The organism is Pseudobacteroides sp. (assembly GCF_036567765.1).
In the GTDB taxonomy this organism is placed as follows: Bacteria; Bacillota; Clostridia; order Acetivibrionales; family DSM-2933; genus Pseudobacteroides.
Window position 1 is genome coordinate 78836 of sequence record NZ_DATCTU010000104.1, and the last position, 18145, is coordinate 96980.

Annotated in this window: 13 protein-coding genes, 2 tRNA genes and 1 riboswitch; of the genes, 3 read left to right on the forward strand and 12 right to left on the reverse strand. The window is 36.8% G+C overall.

Annotated features, from left to right (window positions below):
• Positions 1 to 189: 189 nt before the first annotated feature.
• From VIO64_RS16795 to VIO64_RS16825, 7 genes are all read right to left on the reverse strand, one after another.
• On the reverse strand, positions 190 to 2664 hold the full coding sequence (locus VIO64_RS16795; protein ID WP_331920333.1) for a sodium-translocating pyrophosphatase: 2475 nt from the start codon (positions 2662 to 2664) through the stop codon (positions 190 to 192).
• 346 nt (positions 2665 to 3010) lie between these two features.
• Positions 3011 to 3081: transfer RNA gene (locus tag VIO64_RS16800), tRNA-Gly, on the reverse strand.
• 39 nt (positions 3082 to 3120) lie between these two features.
• Positions 3121 to 3195: transfer RNA gene (locus VIO64_RS16805), tRNA-Gly, on the reverse strand.
• 172 nt (positions 3196 to 3367) lie between these two features.
• Positions 3368 to 5059, reverse strand: coding sequence for a glutamine--tRNA ligase/YqeY domain fusion protein (locus VIO64_RS16810; protein WP_331920335.1), 1692 nt, complete (start codon positions 5057 to 5059; stop codon positions 3368 to 3370).
• A gap of 188 nt (positions 5060 to 5247) precedes the next feature.
• Positions 5248 to 6168, reverse strand: a complete 921-nt coding sequence (locus VIO64_RS16815; RefSeq protein ID WP_331920337.1) for a hypothetical protein — start codon at positions 6166 to 6168, stop codon at positions 5248 to 5250.
• Entirely contained in the window at positions 6168 to 6641 is a 474-nt protein-coding gene (locus VIO64_RS16820; RefSeq protein ID WP_331920339.1) for a PspC domain-containing protein, read from the reverse strand. Before VIO64_RS16820 ends, VIO64_RS16815 begins: the two co-directional genes overlap by 1 nt.
• 383 nt (positions 6642 to 7024) lie before the next feature.
• Complete coding sequence (locus VIO64_RS16825; protein WP_331920341.1) at positions 7025 to 7807, reverse strand: peptidylprolyl isomerase; 783 nt, start codon at positions 7805 to 7807, stop codon at positions 7025 to 7027.
• Between the two features lie 427 nt (positions 7808 to 8234).
• Here VIO64_RS16825 and pyk point away from each other — a divergent pair, with 427 nt between their 5' ends.
• The gene (gene pyk / locus VIO64_RS16830) at positions 8235 to 9983 is read left to right on the forward strand and encodes a pyruvate kinase (RefSeq protein WP_331920343.1); all 1749 of its coding nucleotides are present in this window, start codon (positions 8235 to 8237) and stop codon (positions 9981 to 9983) included.
• A 169-nt stretch (positions 9984 to 10152) separates the two neighbouring features.
• Positions 10153 to 11103: a response regulator gene (locus VIO64_RS16835; RefSeq protein ID WP_331920345.1), complete on the forward strand. Its 951-nt coding sequence runs from the start codon at positions 10153 to 10155 to the stop codon at positions 11101 to 11103.
• Between the two features lie 17 nt (positions 11104 to 11120).
• Here VIO64_RS16835 and VIO64_RS16840 read toward each other — a convergent pair whose 3' ends face one another.
• Positions 11121 to 11360, reverse strand: coding sequence for a hypothetical protein (locus VIO64_RS16840; protein ID WP_331920347.1), 240 nt, complete (start codon positions 11358 to 11360; stop codon positions 11121 to 11123).
• Between the two features lie 111 nt (positions 11361 to 11471).
• Between VIO64_RS16840 and VIO64_RS16845 the strand changes: the two genes are divergently transcribed.
• Positions 11472 to 11972, forward strand: a complete 501-nt coding sequence (locus tag VIO64_RS16845; RefSeq protein ID WP_331920349.1) for a shikimate kinase — start codon at positions 11472 to 11474, stop codon at positions 11970 to 11972.
• Positions 11973 to 12154: 182 nt separating this feature from the next.
• Here VIO64_RS16845 and VIO64_RS16850 read toward each other — a convergent pair whose 3' ends face one another.
• The 4 genes from VIO64_RS16850 to fliD all read right to left on the reverse strand — a co-directional run bounded on the left by VIO64_RS16850 (position 12155) and on the right by fliD (position 18140).
• A complete protein-coding gene (locus VIO64_RS16850) occupies positions 12155 to 14788 on the reverse strand; it encodes an Ig-like domain-containing protein (protein ID WP_331920351.1) in 2634 nt (877 codons plus the stop codon).
• Positions 14789 to 15013: 225 nt separating this feature from the next.
• Positions 15014 to 15087, reverse strand: a riboswitch (cyclic di-GMP riboswitch).
• A gap of 151 nt (positions 15088 to 15238) precedes the next feature.
• The gene (locus VIO64_RS16855) at positions 15239 to 15748 is read right to left on the reverse strand and encodes a flagellar protein FlgN (protein ID WP_331920353.1); all 510 of its coding nucleotides are present in this window, start codon (positions 15746 to 15748) and stop codon (positions 15239 to 15241) included.
• Positions 15749 to 15757: 9 nt separating this feature from the next.
• On the reverse strand, positions 15758 to 16162 hold the full coding sequence (gene fliS, locus VIO64_RS16860) for a flagellar export chaperone FliS (RefSeq protein ID WP_331920355.1): 405 nt from the start codon (positions 16160 to 16162) through the stop codon (positions 15758 to 15760).
• Between the two features lie 37 nt (positions 16163 to 16199).
• Positions 16200 to 18140, reverse strand: a complete 1941-nt coding sequence (gene fliD, locus VIO64_RS16865) for a flagellar filament capping protein FliD (protein ID WP_331920357.1) — start codon at positions 18138 to 18140, stop codon at positions 16200 to 16202.
• Between the last annotated feature and the right edge of the window lie 5 nt (positions 18141 to 18145).

Below are 18145 nucleotides of genomic sequence, written 5' to 3' on the forward strand. Positions count from 1 at the left end.
TCCTCCATAATATTAGGTTAAAAGTAATTAATCTATATATTTTTATATTTTTCTAAGGCAAACCTCATTTATGCTCTAAGGCATTTTGTTATTATTATATAATAAGAGTATAAAAAAAGAAACCACACGTAATTAAATTGTGGTTTCTTTTTGTTATATAAAACGTGAATATTTAATTAATCAATTTTATTATTTTTTCTTTGCAGTAATTCTCATTCCATAGAATGAACGCCATACAAAGACAAGAGCAATTAATAGGAATACAATACCAACCTTTGGAGCATAGTCTCTGAAATGATCCGATATTGCAATTTCCATAGCTAAGAGTCCAAACAGAGTTGTAAACTTGATTATTGGGTTCAAAGCAACTGATGATGTATCCTTAAATGGGTCACCTACTGTATCCCCAACAACTGTAGCATCATGAAGCTCAGTTCCTTTTTCTTTCAGGTCAACCTCAACAACCTTCTTTGCATTGTCCCAACATCCGCCTGCATTAGCCATAAATATTGCCTGGAACAAACCGAATACAGCTATTGATATTAAGTAAGCAACGAAGAATGCTACCGGTTTGTTGTCACCGCCTTGTGGAGCGGAAATAAATGCAAAAGCAAGTGCGAAAGAGAATATTGCAATAAATATATTGAACATACCCTTTTGAGCATACTGTGTACAGATCTTAACAACTTCCTTTGATTTTTCAGTAGCAGCAGACTGGCTGGCTTTATCGTCAAGCTTTATATTCTTTTTGATATACTCAACAGCTCTGTATGCTCCAGTTGAAACCGCCTGAGTTGACGCACCTGTAAACCAGAAGATTACAGCTCCACCGCAGAGGAAGCCTAATATGGTGAATGGGTTTAATATGTTTAATATAGTCTCAGGCTCAACACCCAATGCACTCTTGATAACAAGTATCAGCGAGAATATCATTGTTGTAGCACCAACAACAGCAGTACCGATAAGAACCGGCTTTGCAGTTGCTTTAAATGTATTACCTGCACCGTCATTTGCTTCAAGGTAATATTTTGCCTTGTCAAAGTCAGGCTTGAATCCGAAATCCTTTTCGATCTGCTTATCAACATTAGGTATTGACTCAATAAGTGAAAGCTCATAGATTGACTGAGCATTGTCAGTAACTGGTCCATAGCTGTCAACAGCTATAGTAACAGGTCCCATCCCGAGGAACCCGAATGCAACAAGACCGAAAGCGAAGATAGAAGGATATATCATTATATCCGCTAATCCTTGATTACTAACAAAGTAAGCCAAGAACATAAGGCCAAAGAATACCATACCCTTCCAGAAAGCACTGAAGTTACCTGCAATAAGCCCTGCAAGAATATTCAAGGAAGCTCCACCTTCTCTTGAAGATGTAACAGTTTCCTGAACGTGAGCTGATTTGGGGCTTGTAAATATCTTTGTGAATTCAGGTATAAGAGCAGCTCCCAAAGTACCGCAGCTTATGATGATGGAAAGAACCCACCATAGCTTGCCTGAATTTGCAGTAATACCTGCAACTTCAGTACCGGGACCGATCATCAGGTAGCTTACTACGAAAGTTACAATTATTGATAGTATTGATGTTATCCAAACAAGGTTTGTAAGCGGCTGTTCAAAATCGAAATCGTCTTTTTTAGAATATAAAGCAGAGCTAATCGCTTTGTTTATAAAGAAGGAAATAACCGATGTAATAACCATCAATATACGCATTACGAATATCCAAACAAGAAGACTGCCTTGGATAATTTCTTTTTTATCAGGGAATGCAAAACCAACGGCAAGGAGTATAAATGAGATCAAAGCAACCCCTGTTACACCATAGGTTTCGAAACCGTCAGCTGTAGGACCAACGCTGTCACCCGCGTTATCACCTGTACAGTCAGCTATAACACCAGGATTACGGGGATCATCTTCTTTTATCTTAAATACAATTTTCATAAGGTCGGAACCGATGTCTGCTATCTTTGTAAAGATACCACCAGCGATACGAAGAGCTGATGCACCTAATGATTCACCTACCGCAAATCCGATAAAGCTTGCACCTGCAAGTTCATTAGGAACAAAACACAATATAATAAGCATCATTAGAAGCTCTACGCAGATAAGCACAACTCCGATACTCATTCCTGCATCAAGAGGTATGTTCAAGAGCTTTAAAGGTTTTCTTTCAAGGGCGGAAAATGCCATTCTACTGTTTGCCAGAGTATTCATACGTATACCATACCAGGCAACACCATAAGAACCCAATATACCAACTACAGTCCATCCAAGTATGAATGCAACTTTTCCTACACCCATTCCTTCAAGAATCCCAAAATAGAAGGCAATACATGCACCTATGAATACAAAGAGTATAGCAAGAAACTTACCCTGCTGTGTTAAATAGGTCTTACATGTTTCATAAATTGTGCCTGCTACATCAAGCATTGACTTATGAGCCTTAAGATTTTTTACCCTAGCAAACTGATATACTCCGAACAACAAACCGAGAAAGCAAACAACAAAACCGGCGTATAACAAGTTATTCTGACCGCTTGTAAACTCGGGCGTAACTAAATCTGCTTCACTCGCAATAGCCATACAGGGCAAAAAAATGGCAATCATCAAGCTGATTAAGCTTACCAATGACGCCTTTGCCATCTTCGTGAACTTAAAATTCATTTCGTTTCGTCCTCCCTCTGATATTATAAATTAAATTTTTTATATGAAATTTTCCCCTTGAGGGAAAATATTATAAAAATTCAGCCAGTATACATTATAATATGCAAAAATATATTATTCAATATCTAAATTCAAAACTTTGATAAAATATTGACAAATATATATATGTTTTCTGCTATTAAAATTATGCATAATAGTATAAATACAGCAGGCATTCTATTTGATTAATTTATAATATTACTTTTAGTAAATACTTTTAATTTATGTATTTGATTTTGTCCAAAAAAACGCAGATAATACAAAAGACAGTCCCAGGGATAATTCCTTGAACTGTCTTTTGTATTAAAGCGGGTGATGGGAATCGAACCCACGCAATCAGCTTGGAAGGCTGAGGTTCTACCATTGAACTACACCCGCATATTAAGAGATCAATGCAAGACTGATCTCTTCTACATGTGGAGCGGGTTACGAGATTTGAACTCGCGACTTTCACCTTGGCAAGGTGACACTCTACCGCTGAGTTAAACCCGCAAATCCAACCTGCAAAGGTTATTATACATAGTTGTCACTTAATTGTCAACCCCTAATACAAATATTTTTTATTCCATATGGGTTTTATATAAAAAGAGCTGAAGCACCTTACTTTTCATAGTTTACAATCTGTGTTCAGCTCTTTTTAATGTCTAGGAAATTATGGTGTATGCTACAGGTTTTTCTGTACCTTTGCCCATGAATCTTTAAGTGCAACTATTCTATTAAATACCAGCTTATCTTCCTTTGAATCCATTGAATCTATACAGAAATATCCTGTTCGTATAAATTGGTACCTGTCTTCAGGCTTGGAATCTTTAAGTCCTGGCTCTAACTTACAATTGTATAAAACCTCCAATGAGTTAGGATTAAGGTTTTCTTTATAATCTCCGCTCTCACTTTCGTCAGGATTGGAACTTGCAAAGAGCTGATCATAAAGCCTTACTTCGGCGTCAATGGCATGTTTGGCAGAAACCCATTGAATGGTTCCCTTTACTTTTCTTCCGTCTGGCGAGTTACCTCCCTTTGATTCTGGATCATAGGTACAGATAAGCTCTGTTATTTCTCCAGTTTTTTCATCCTTCACAACGCTTTTGCATGTTATGAAATATGCATGCTTAAGCCTTACCTCAGATCCTGGAAACAACCTGAAGTATTTTTTTGGGGGATCTTCCATAAAGTCATCCCTATCAATATAAACAACCTTGGAGAATGGAACCTTCCTGGTTCCTGCATTAGTATCCTCAGGATTATTCTCTGCATCAAACCACTCTACCTGGTCGTCAGGATAATTTTCCAATACAACCTTGATGGGTCTTAACACAGCCATCACTCTTTTGGCTTTGGTATTCAGGTCTTCTCTTATACAGTGCTCTAAAAGAGCAACATCAACTGTGCTTGATGTTTTTGCCACCCCTATACGCTCACAAAAATCTCTTATTGCCTCAGGTGTGTATCCACGTCTCCTCATACCGGATATTGTCGGCATTCTAGGATCATCCCAACCTAAAACATATGAGTTTTTAACTAATTCCAAAAGCTTTCTTTTGCTCATAACAGTATAAGTAAGGTTCAAGCGGGCAAACTCTATCTGCCTTGGCCTATCCTTAAAATTAAGTGTTTCCAAGAACCAATCATATAACGGGCGATGATCTTCAAACTCTAGCGTACAAATTGAATGAGTTATACCTTCTAGAGCATCGGATATTGGATGTGCAAAGTCATACATGGGATAAATACACCACTTGTCACCGGATCTGTGGTGATTTGCATGAAGTATCCTATACATAACAGGATCTCTCATATTTAAATTTGGCGAAGACATATCTATTTTAGCTCTTAGCACACGGCTTCCATCTTCAAACTCCCCGTTTTTCATCTTTTCGAATAATTCCAGGTTCTCTTCAACAGAACGATTTCTGTAAGGACTGTTCTTACCCGGTTCAGTGAGGGTACCCCTATATTCTCTGATCTGCTCTGCAGTAAGGTCACAGACATAGGCTTTGCCAAGCTTTATAAGTTCTATGGCATACTTATAAATACTTTCGAAATAATCCGAAGCATAATACATTCTGTCGTCCCAATCAAAGCCCAGCCACTTAACGTCTCTTTGAATGGAATCAACATATTCCACATCCTCTTTGACGGGATTGGTATCATCAAACCTTAAGTTACATTTTCCTTTATTCTGTATTGAAAGTCCGAAATTTAAGCATATTGACTTTGCATGGCCTATATGCAAGTAACCGTTGGGCTCGGGCGGAAACCTTGTAACCACCCTGCCGCCGTTTTTGTTTGTGTTTAAATCATCAGTAATAATATCCTGAATGAAATTTGAATAAGCTATTGCATCATTATCACTCATGTCTTTCCTCCTATATAAAAAGTGCTAAAATTCACTGAAAATTATTTAACCAACTAAAATCTGTTACATTTGTCTGATTCAGACAATACGGTCTGCATCCGGCAAATGTAACAGATAATAATGCTTTTAATATAGTATAAATACTATTTTAATAAATATCAACGTATATTGCCAATATTTTAAGAAAATTATTCAGACAGGTACACATTAAAGTTTGAGATTCCCATTTGAACTTCCATATCTATCTTAGACTCCGCTTTGTCATAATTAGGAGACTCATACACATCTTTATTTTTATTCCATCCCAAACTATCCAGATTTGTATGATTGGTAATTTTACTTATTTTTATGCGTATACCTGAAGACCTTGGAACAGTAAGATTTATGTTTGAAGCTCCCGCATTAATATCAACCTTTGTTTTATCATAACCCGAACCGAATTTCATATCTATACTTGAAGCTCCTATATTCAGATCCAGCTTTTTGAGCTTAATGTCTGTCATGTCCATAGTACCGTTTATGGCACCTGTGTTCATATCAATATCCCAAAGTACGTTTTTATTTAAATTGAAGCTGCAGGTTTTGCTTGCGAAATCAAAATAATGGCTTTTATTCAAGTCTATTTTGACATCTTTATCATTATTTGAATAATCTACCTTGTTGAGCTTAACGCTTTCCGGAACATCTGCAGAAAATAACTCCTTGGTATTGCCGTCCAAATTGATTTTAGTTGCCCCTAGTGAGATATCTATTTTACCGTTTTTTGTGGCTTCCTTGATCTTTTCGCTATACTTTACATAATTTTCATTCCTTCTATTACCCAGATCCAGATTAATTTTGACGCCCTCAAAACCAATTTTAGGATTTGCTATAATGCCGTAAGACAATACTATACTAAAATACAAAATCCAGGATATTGTTTTTACAGCAGAATTATATTTGAATACCAGGTTTACTCCTATAAAAATCAGAATAAGCGGCCACAGCTTAAAAGCCGATATAAAAAAAGTCGTAACATAACTGAAGCTGATGACATTAAAGCTTATTAAAATCCATATAATTCCTATGGCTAGCAAAAAAACTCCCAGCCCTATTTTCCCTGTTTTCATCAAAATCTCCTCCTGCTCCTAAATATGAACACCATCCCGACTACTATCAACATAAGAGGAACCACTAATTTATCATCTATCCTTATATACTCCTTTAATAAAAAGAATGCTCCCAATAGAATCAGTATTATTCCAAAAATATTTTTATCAGGTTTGTTCCTTGTGTAATAGCCGTCATCAAACTCGTTCCGTCCTGTTTTAACAGTAAAGTCTTTATCAGACTCACTTTGTCCGGGGCAACTGAATTCATTGACATGGGTGCTGTGATTAGATTGACTGCCGCTGTCATAGTCGCTTTTAGGCATTATGACTGCAGCCACAATATAGGCTATAAATCCTGTTCCTCCCAGGAAAAATGTTGCCCCCCATACAAGCCTTACAATTGTAGGGTCTGTTGAAAAATATTCCGCAATACCACCGCAAACTCCGGAAATTACTTTATTATTTCTAGAACAGCACAGTTTTTTTACCATTTATATACTCCTCCCTTAAGTAACAACACTAATTTATTTGCTATAGATTAAAAGTGATAAATCTATTACATTCGTCTGTCGCAAATCCCGTTGAACCATTCGTTATTTGCTTCGCCAAATGTAAGATTATTAACACTTTTAATATAGATAGTTCCAAGGCCATGTGTGTAAATATTTAATAACCTCTATCAATAGTTACGATTATATTTTAAAAATGTCTTATAATATTGAAAATTTTTTAAATATATTTTGGTCACCAAAATCACTTGTAATTTTGCAACAATAAAAAAAGACCAACTTATTTATATTAAAATGATTAATATTATAAGGATGGCCTTTTATTAAGTCATGACTAAATATGATATATAAACTTCATAAGCTGCTTATTTATAAGTTGTAACCTCGATGGAGTTGATTATAACCTCCTCCATAGGCTGGGACTCTTTAACCACTCTAACATTTGCAATTTTGTCAACCACATCCATACCTTCGAATATCTGGCCAAAAACTGTATGTCTGTTATCCAACCATGGGGTACCGCCTACCTTTTTATACTGGTTTATAACTTCCTCAGAAACGTTATTTTGTTGCATAAACTGAACGGAGTTGTCATCTACTTTGTTCAGTTGTACTATAAAGAACTGACTTCCGTTTGTATTGGGTCCGCTGTTAGCCATGGAAAGTGCACCCCTGTAATTATGAACCTTATCGCTGAACTCGTCCTCAAATGGCTTGTTCCAGATGCTCTCCCCTCCTGTTCCGTTGCCCATAGGGTCCCCGCCCTGAATCATAAAGTCCTTGATAACCCTGTGGAACTTTAACCCATCGTAATATTTGTTCTTGGCATGTGTTAAAAAGTTTTCTACAGCTTTTGGTGCCACCTCATAGAAAAACTTAATCTTTATATCACCCATATTTGTTTTCATAATAGCAATTGTTTCGTTTTTTTCAGGTGCACTGAACTGATCAATTTTTGAGGGCTTATTTATTTCCAGCTTACTTGCAGCTGAAGATGGTGACGCTGCAGAGGGACTAGGATCTGCCGGTGAAGAAATAGCAGATGGCTGTCCAGCACTATTATCTGAGTCGTTTGAAATCTTATCGGAACTGCATCCCGTAAAAACTGAGGTTAATAATAAACTTACAATTAATGCCTTTTTAATCATTCTTAGAATCATCCTCCATTAATAATTTTCTTTAGTTTTACAAACCTACCGCAAATTATTTATATTATAACATAATCGGCCAAATTGTTACATATTTTTATGTATCACTCCTTCTTGTCAACCTTTTAAATATATTTGGGTGTCAAGGTTGCAAAACCGCAACCGATTTTGTTCTTGATTTTTGAACAATAATAATATATATTAAAGATTGGGTAAAGAAAAAGAGAAATATTGCCCTTTGTTTTAGATTTGTCGGTATTAATAGTTGTGGCGATTAATAGCGTAAGGCATTTTCTTTTGCCTTGCGTTTTTTAATACATAAAATGGTAATAAGGGTTAAAACTAAATATCTATTTCAATCATTTTTTATTGATTTTATATAGTAATTTTCATAGTTTTTGCTTTAAACCGAAAGGAATGATGATTTATGAGAAGAACAAAGATTATATGTACTCTAGGTCCATCTGTTGACAGTAAGGATATGCTTCGTCAGCTTATGAAAACCGGCATGAATGTTGGACGAATGAACTTTTCCCACGGAACCCATGAAGATCATAAAAAAAGAATCAATTTGTTTAAAGAGGTCAGGGATGAGTTAGGAATGTCTGTCGCACTCTTACTTGATATGAAGGGTCCGAAAATAAGAATAGGAACCTTCGAAAAGGGTGAAGTTACACTGCAGGAAGGTGACAGTTTTGTTCTGGTAAATAAAGACATAATTGGAGATAACACTAAAGTCTCCATTGACTACAAGGACTTATACAAGGATGTTTTCAAAGGCGGAAGGATCCTTATAAATGACGGGCTTGTAGAACTCGAAATAAAAGAAGTAACGGGCAAGGACATTCATTGTGCCGTTGTAAACGGTGGTGTTATAAGCAACAGAAAAGGAGTTAATGTACCCGAGGTTGAAATCCGGCTTCCAGCTTTTACCCAAAAGGATATTGAAGACATAAAGTTTGGAATAGAAAATGATGTAGATTTTGTTGCTGCATCATTTGTCAGAAAAGCATCGGATGTCGTGGAGATTAAAAAGCTTCTTGAAAAATACGGAGGCCAGGATATCAACGTTATAGCCAAGATTGAAAACCGCCAAGGTATAAAAAATATTGACGATATCATAAAAGTGTCTGACGGCATAATGGTAGCCAGAGGAGATATGGGAGTTGAAATCCCTGTAGAGGAAGTGCCCATTGTTCAAAAAAGCATAATAGAAAAATGCTATAGGACAGGTAAACCTGTTATCACAGCAACCCAAATGCTTGATTCGATGATAAGAAATCCAATACCTACACGAGCAGAGGCAAGCGACATAGCAAACGCCATATATGACGGCACCAGTGCCATAATGCTGTCAGGAGAAACCGCATCAGGAAAATATCCTATAGAAGCCCTTGAGGTCATGTGCAAAATAGCAGAAAAAGCAGAAAACTCAATGAACTATTGGAAAAGGTTTTCCAGCATGAACTACACTATGGCTTCAAGCACAACCAATGCAATCAGCCATGCAACATGTACTACTGCCATGGACCTGAATGCATCGGCAATAATTACCGTGACCCATTCAGGCCGAACAGCCAGGATGATTTCCAGGTTCAGACCTGCTTGTCCGATAATAGCTACTACAGTCTATCCCAAGGTGCAGCGTCAGCTCGCTCTGTCTTGGGGAGTTATACCATTTTTGGTTCCTGAAGTTTCCACAACTGATGAGATGTTTGATGTGGGTGTGGAAAAAGCAATAGAATCAGGCAAGGTTCAGAACGGAGATCTGGTAATAATAACCGCCGGTATACCAGTAGGAGTCAGCGGTACCACCAACCTGCTAAAGGTACACATAGTAGGCAGGGTTCTGGTTAAGGGTACTGGTATAAATATGGGACAGACAACAGGGGAGCTTTGTGTTGTGAGGGCAATAGAGGAAGCTGAAAAAACTTTCACAGACGGGAATATTATAGTTGCACCTTATACAAACAATGAAATGCTTCCGCTTCTAAAGAGAGCATCAGGAATAATCGTCGAAGAAGGCGGAGAAGGTTCACATGCTGCCACGATAGGTCTGACTCTTGAAATACCTGTTGTTGTAGGAGCGGAAAACGCAACCAAGATTCTAAAGAGCGGTTCTGTTGTTACTATAGATTCAAGTAAGGGTATTGTTTTCTATGGTTCTCCCCAATAAAGATGCTACTTGGTAATAACTGATAAATATAAATAATTAATGAAAAGGTAGCGAATTATTCAAAAGTTTGTTACCTTTTCAAATTTTACTGTAATTTTAATCCCGATATCTGCCGATATATATGAAAGGTAATTATAAACACTTTGAATTTGGCAAATGGGAAGGTTTTATGGACGGTAAAATTTTATTGCTTGATAAATCCAGGCTTGATAGAGAAAAAATCAAATACATAATTTCTGAAATCGGAAACTTTGAAATAACAGAAGTTCAAAGCGTGCAGGAGTTGTATTACATGCATGATTCACTTGTAAGCTTTTCTCTTGTTATTATAGAGATTGATTATCCTATGGAAAAAGAAAGTTTCTCTTTGATCTCATCCATCAGAAGCAGCCCTGAAACTAAATCCCTGCCAATCATTGTAATTACAAAACCCAATAACCCTCAAATAAAAAATGCAGTCCATAAATATTCAGTGAGCGATTATATGGAGAAACCCGTCAACCCTTCAAGGCTTCAAAGCTCAATACGCAGCATGGTAAGGATCGAGGCTAAATTTAAATACATAGTGAATGAATCCGCCAAAATAATTATGTCTTTTGAAGAGTATTTTGCAAAGGATATCTATATGTCCAAGCGAACCAAGCAGCACCTGTCAATCGTGCTTATAACTATGGTTAAATCAACAGAAGAAAAGCTTTTAGGCAGCAGCAGCAATTATATCGAAAATCTCCAACTAAAGGAGAAAGCATATTCTACAGCTATAGTTAAGGTCAAGCAGTCACTTCGTATAACAGACTACGCTATTTTAAACAATAAGGATATAATCATTGTACTGCCCAATACAAACCTATCAGGTGCAAAGGTTGTAAATACAAAGATTGCAGCAAATATAGACGAAAGCCTTTCTGAAATCAATTTGAAGTTTAATGATTTATTCTTTTGCACAACTGTTACATACCCTGAAGAAGGCAGTGATTTTCAATCACTTATGGCTGCCGCACTAAAAAAAGTTTCTGACAAGGAAATGCTTGAGAAATTTACGAATATACTTGATAACAATAAATTAAACGTCAGCAGCAGTTATTCCAAGTATAAAAAGTATGATCCCCGTAATTTTTAGATAGTTTGGGCATGGTATTAGAAATTAAGGTTTTTATTTTTATTTATAATAATTATGCTTTTACCTTTTATAAAGTCTCCTATAACGCTAAATCCCTTAAGTACCAGCGTATCATAAATCACGTCTGTCTGATTTTGGTTGTCGTCTTCTAAATCCAGCACCAAAGTTTCACCCACTCTTAATCCACTTGATAACTCTTCAAGTGTTGAATCAATATCCATGTTTACCATAGCCGGTTCATTATTATTATTTTCCAAATCCTTACCTCCCAAAAAGTATTATTGTTATTTATTATTGTCAAGTATATGATAAAATATAAGGAATTTAGTTATTATTTCAAAACATATAGATTATGAAAGGAAGCTGACATGAAGGATAAAAACATTGTACTAATAGGAATGCCCGGTTCCGGAAAGAGCACTATAGGGGTTTTACTTGCCAAAACAATAAATAAACCCTTTATTGATACAGATTTGCTTATACAACAAAAGGAAAACGATTATCTGCAAAACATTATAAAGAGAAAAGGGATACACGGTTTTTTATCTTTAGAGGAGAGCATTATACTTGAGACTGATTTTAAAAATCATGTTATAGCTACAGGAGGAAGTGTGGTTTACAGCGAAAGATCCATGACTCATTTAAAGAAAGATGGGATTGTAGTGTACTTTGATCTTCCTTTAGAAATTATTGAAAAGCGGATTAAAAATATAAAGACCCGGGGTATAGCAATGGGGCCGGACCAAAGTCTTGAAAGTCTTTACTGCACAAGAAAACCACTATATGAAAAATATAGTGATTTAACTATAAAATGCTGCGATAAAGATATTGAAGATATAATAAGCGAAATAGTAAAAAAATTTTTTTAATTTTTTATAATGAACTGTATAAAACTCTCATATCCGTCAATAATAATAAGGACCTCACAAAATACATTTTGACCCCCTTTACATGGTTAGTCGCAAAGACTAACCTCTTTTTTTATGTCTAGGAAGAGGCTGATTTAAAATCACTTTGTGATATTACATCAGCCCATATGTCATATTGAGCATTACTGAACTGTAATGGTGCAAATTCCTTTTTTAAGAGAGTCCTGCTTGGATATGGCACTTATTACTGTTTTGCCTGAGGAAACAGCATGTACTACCCCATTCTCATCAACAGTTGCCACAGCAGGATTGCTGCTTGTCCATGCAACTTCCTTACTGGTTGCATTATCAGGTAATACCGTTACATTCAAAGTCAAATCAGCATCACCAACTTTTATTACTGCAGTAACCTTATCTAATTTAACTGAAGATACGGGGTACACAACATTAATGGTAATGGAATCCACAAACCTGCCGTCAACTGTAGTTGCACTAATTGTCACAGTTCCCTCCTTTAGGGGAGTGATCACCCCTGATGCACTAACCGTTAATACAGATGAATTGCTGCTTTCCCATTCTACTTTTTTATTGGCTGCATTGTAAGGTGTAATAGCAGGCGAAAGCCTTATTCCTATTTGACCAACCTTTAATGTGCTTACTGCTGATGAGATCTTTATACCTGATACCGGAATAGGAATAGTTATTGTGCATACAGATCTCTTTGTCCCGTCCTGCTTTGACGATGCAGTAATTGTTACCTTGCCGGGTGATACGGCATGGACATTACCCTCTTCGTCTACAGTTGCCACAGCAGGATTGCTGCTTGTCCACTGTATATCCTTTATTGTAGCGTTTTCAGGCAAGACTGCCGCTTCAAGCTTCAAATCAGGGTCTCCGATTTTAAGTGTAGCAAATTTCTTATTTAGGGTAACACTGATAACACCTCTTATTACTGTAACCTCCATGGCCCCCGATTTGTTTCCGTCAACTGAGGTGGCTGTTATAGTTGCAGTACCTTCGGACACTGCTATCAGATTTCCTGTTCTGCTTACTGTAGCAATAGCTTCATCGCTCGATGACCATGTAACTGCTTTTATAACTGCATTTGACGGCAATATTATCGGTATCAGCTTTACAGGTGCCTGTCCAAGCTTTAAAGTTATTTTATCCTTCGTAAAGGATACCTCAGTTACCGTTACAGGAACTACTACTGTACAGGTGGCTTTTTTGGCCGGATCGCTTTTTGATGTTGCTGTAATTATTGCCTTTCCAGGTGCAACAGCATGTACCGTTCCATTTTCGTCCACAGCTACATTTTGGCTATTACTGCTCCACACAATATCCTGATCTGTGGCATCCTCAGGAAAAACAGAAGTCTTCAGAACCACATCTTCACTTTCCACTTTAAGCTGCAAATATGCCCTATCAAGCTTTATCCTTGCAACAGGAACAGTAACCGTAACATCTATATCTGCCTCAATTCCACCGTCAATAGTTTTCACAGTAATTGTCGCATTACCGCCGGAAATTCCCTTAATTATCCCATCAGTAACTGTTGCTATACTTATATCTGATGAAGACCATATAACACTTTTATTGCTTGAAGTAGTAGGATTAATCGTTGGTATAAGCTTTGTTGAGGATTTTCCAACATCAATGGAAATAGAGCTCTGGTTCAATGATATTTCTGTTATATTTACCTGAGGTTCGTATGAAAAGTTTAATTCCAAAATCACATCTCCAACCTGTGGAGTACGAACATAATCAGTATATGTATAGCTGTATGTTTTCACATTACTGATGCCCTTGAATGCTTCCTTGATATCTGTAGCAATAGATAATCCGGTATACCTAACCTTTATTGATGTTTTCTCTTCTACGATAGCCTCTTGTATTTTTGAGTTCAATCCCAAAGAATTTGATACGGTCAAAGACTCATCTGTAAACTGAAGACCTAAATCGCTTATAATGGTCTCATAAACACTAGAGTTCTCAGCATCACTTACCATTTTTGATTTAAGGATATCTACAAAAGAATTCTCAGCTTTTGGGTAGGATTTAGTCCACGAGTGGTTAGATTTTATCTCTTCGTCCGTTAAATTATAATAATCATATTTAATTCTTCCCTTAACGTCGGGTACAGGATCATCCCAAGTGGGATCAAGATGATAATAGGCTCCATCTAAGTTTACCAAAACCCATGAATGGCTTTGCCCACCTGCCTTTCCTTCGATTATTCTGGTTTCTATTCCTACCTCGTTAAGCATTTTATATGCTAGAAGGGAGTAACCCTGACATACGGTTTTATAAGGTGAGACGAGAGCTGCATATGCTGAATGCTGCCCAAGAGAAATATCATAGGCAACATTAGTTACAATCCAGTCATGAATTGCTCTTTCCTTTTGATAGTCGTTCATTTCAGGAGTAATAATTTCATTTAACACCTCAGAAACTTTACTTTCAACAAAATCCGACTGCTCTTTTGACTCCCAGTAGGAAAAATTAAACTTCATGGATAAATTTCCTGTAATACCATAGATGGTAACTCCATACGTTTTTGTGCTGTAGTGAAGGTAATCGTCCGAGCTAAAAATATCGCTAAATAAGCTTTTGATATTGCTTTTTATTGTTGCATCCCCTGTATACTGTATTGTGTATGTTGGATTTCTCAAAAGCATAGCCGATTTAACCTTCTCCGCTAAGTCCACAGGTGAAGCAGCTGTGTCATCACCTGCATAAACAACCCCCGGTACAGCAACAAATATTGCTATCACTGCCAGTATAACAAAACACGACAAATTGAACTTGGATTTCATAGAAGAATCTCCTCCAATCGGAAGGAAACCAGATCTGAGCAATACGAACAATAATTTTAGATTAAATAATAAGATATGTTCCACCCGGTAATCTGGCAACCATCGCATTTAGTGACTAAAATACCATTCTAGTCATCCCTTAGGCATGATCAAAAATAACTTCCGCTATAAATTTCGCTCATGTGTTGACTTAACTCGTCAACACCCACTCAAAAGCGGAAGTAATTTTTTAGTCATCCCTTAGCTTAAGGCCCATGACTTTGCGTCCTTACCTTTCGATAAGTTTGCCTTTATCAGTGGGGTACAGTGGAGTATAAAAAAAACCACCTAATATTATTATATCACATTTTTTAAAGAAAATCACGAAATGATTTTGTCAGCCTTGGCAGCTGTGGTGAGATACATCAATAAATGCAATGAAGCCAACATATGTTGGCTTTAAGGGAACTTTTACTTCTTTTTATCTATGAAAAAGGATTCGGTTTGGATAGGTAATGCTCCGTAAGCGGAATTGACTTTTTTGGCTACATTTATATTTTTCAATCCATTGCCAATATCTTCTAACGCCTTCTTTGCTCTTGAATTATTGGATTTCTCCAAATCCGATAATTCCTTTAAAACTGCCATGACATTTGATACTGAGATTTTTAGTTCCTTTAGTCCTTTTACTTCGTTTGAGCTTAACTCTTCAAGACTTTTAATCCTGGATTCCGATTTAAGGCGATGAAAATAAACCTCAAATTCATCATCAAGCTTGTCAACCTTTTCAATTATTCTTTGTTTTTCATCTAAAATATTCTCAAGTCTTTCTATTTCATCTTCGTCTATAACAGATGCCTGCTCAGCTGTTAACTCAAGCATTTCCTGCAAACATGCATATTTAGCATCTGTAATCTCCAAAAGCCTTTCAACATAAGTATTGGGGCTTTTATTTACAGTTATCCTATTGTTATTATCCATAGTGTTCTCCTATTTTGCAACTTGTTGAGATTTGGGCATTTGCTGTTTGGCCATTTTCATAGCTTGACTCCAGGTATCTCTAAGTTCCTTTGCAAAGCCTAAAACTTCATTTAATATTTCCTTGTCCTTTTTTATGCTTGCGTCTACAAGTCTTCTATTCATATAATCATAAATTAAATACAGATTATTTGATATATCATACTTTTGGTCCAAAGTTGCCTGAAACTCGCCTATTATATTTTCTGCTCTAACTATACAATTATGTGCCTTTTCAATATTTTTCTCATCTATTGCCATTTGTGCCTGCATAATAAATTTGATAAGTCCGTTATACAGCATAAGTGTCAATTCCTCCGGACTAGCTGTAAATATTGAGTTCTCTTTATACTGGTCTGATGCTTTGTTCATTACCATAATAATCCCTCCGGTATTTTTTGTTTATACGAAACCATTATTTACCACTAATCTGACTCATTAACCAGTTACTTTGATTATTCATTTTGGATATGGCAGATTCGAGTGCAGCATACTGCTTATAATACTTATTCTCCTTATCAGCCAGTTTGTCTTGGAGTCTATCTATTTGGGTATCATACTGGCTAATCTGTGTATATATAGTGTTGGAATACTCTGATGTATCTCCTGTAATCCCAGCTACCTGCAGCAATATTCCTTTTTTGCCTTCAGAATCTCTGATCGTTGAAATGTTATCTTCTATGATGTCATAAATTCTATGTGCCATACCCTCTTCATTATATCTGGTTTTCTTTTCCGAAGCAGTCAGATTGCGGCTGTAAGAAGGATTACTGTCTGATTTCTTGCTGAAAAGGTTCATTACACCATCGGGATTTGCCGCTATAGCCTGCTTTAGCTTGTCTTCATCAATGATAAGTTTACCCTTATCTGTAAAAGTGCCTGTGGTAATTCCGATATCAGTCAGCTTTGTTGTTATTCCGCTTATATTATCATATAGAGCAGTTCTCAGACTATCAACCACTTTTGTAATATAACTGTCGTTTTTCAAAAGACCTGTTTTAGCTCTTTCTTCCCACTTTTTCACCTGTTCTTCAGACATTCCTTCTTTCTGTTCTTCAGTAAGGGGTTGAAACTCTCTGCTGTATCTTTCTGTCAGCTTACTATTAAGCTTGCCTATAAGGTCATTATATTTAGTTACAAAATTCTTTACATTGTTAAATACAGCTTCAGTATCAGTCTTTAAAGATATGGTTTGTTCAGTTGTGCTTTCCTTCAGAAGATTATATGTTACACCGTTTGAAGTTATGGAATTGCTGCTTCTTGTTATGGTCTGACCATCCAAAACAACAATTGCATCCTGCCCCTGCCTCAAATCAGTAAGGTTCATTGATGCTAAAAATGAACTTGATGCTTCATTAATGTTGATATTATTTCCTGCACCTAATCTTTTTGCATCTATAGTAAACTTGTCCGTTACATCATCATATGTAATTTTAACCTTGGCATCAGTATCATTACTGATGGTGTTCAACACCGTAGAAAGAGTTGTATTGCTTGAAAATGTAAAAGACTTTGAATTAATGCTGAATGTAACCTTCTGACTTCCATCTGTGCTCTCCGAATACTGAAAAGTTGTTTTGAGCTTGTCCTTCAATGTTGCCAGGGTATCACTCAAGCTTAACCTGTTGGATGTTCCCGAGTTTATATGGAAGCTTGACAGCCCGTCATTAGATGCTGCTGATGAAAGGGTCAGCTTACTTGCTCCAGCTGCTGTAGAAAAGGTAAGCTTATCACTACCGGTTCCTGATACATCTATCTTTACCTTTCCCGCCCCGAATTCATTGCCTATAATACTCTCAATATCTGAAGCAAACTCTGACAAAGTTGTTGAACTGGTATAGTTCCCCAGCTTAATTTCCTTAGCAACCCCATCCAATACTATTTTTATGCTTTTTCCACTAGCGTTAGCAATATCGGCAGATGTTATGGCAGCGGTACTCTCCAATGCTTGTGTTACAGTACTACCACTTGCTTTTGCCGCTGATGTCGCCAACCTTGTTACTGTAATTTTGTGTTCACCAGCCTGGGCCTCAGAACTGCCTAAAGCTGTGACAACTGCACTGTCTGAGCTGGTTGACGCAAACTTTTTCAAGCCTGTTTGAGACAACATATTGCTAGCCGGCTTCAACACATCAAAGAACTCATCCTTGAATCCTCTTAAAAGATTGGTTACCTCCCTGTAGCTATCTCTTTTCCATTCTGCCAGCTGCCTTTTTTGCATAATTTTGTTGAGAGGTGCTTTTTCACTTTTCATTAGACTGCTTATAATAGTATCAGTATCAAGGCCTGTAGCAAGACCCGTCAGTCTTAGCTTGTTGGAATTGCTGTTAGAACCGAATACACTGTTTACAGCCATAGCAC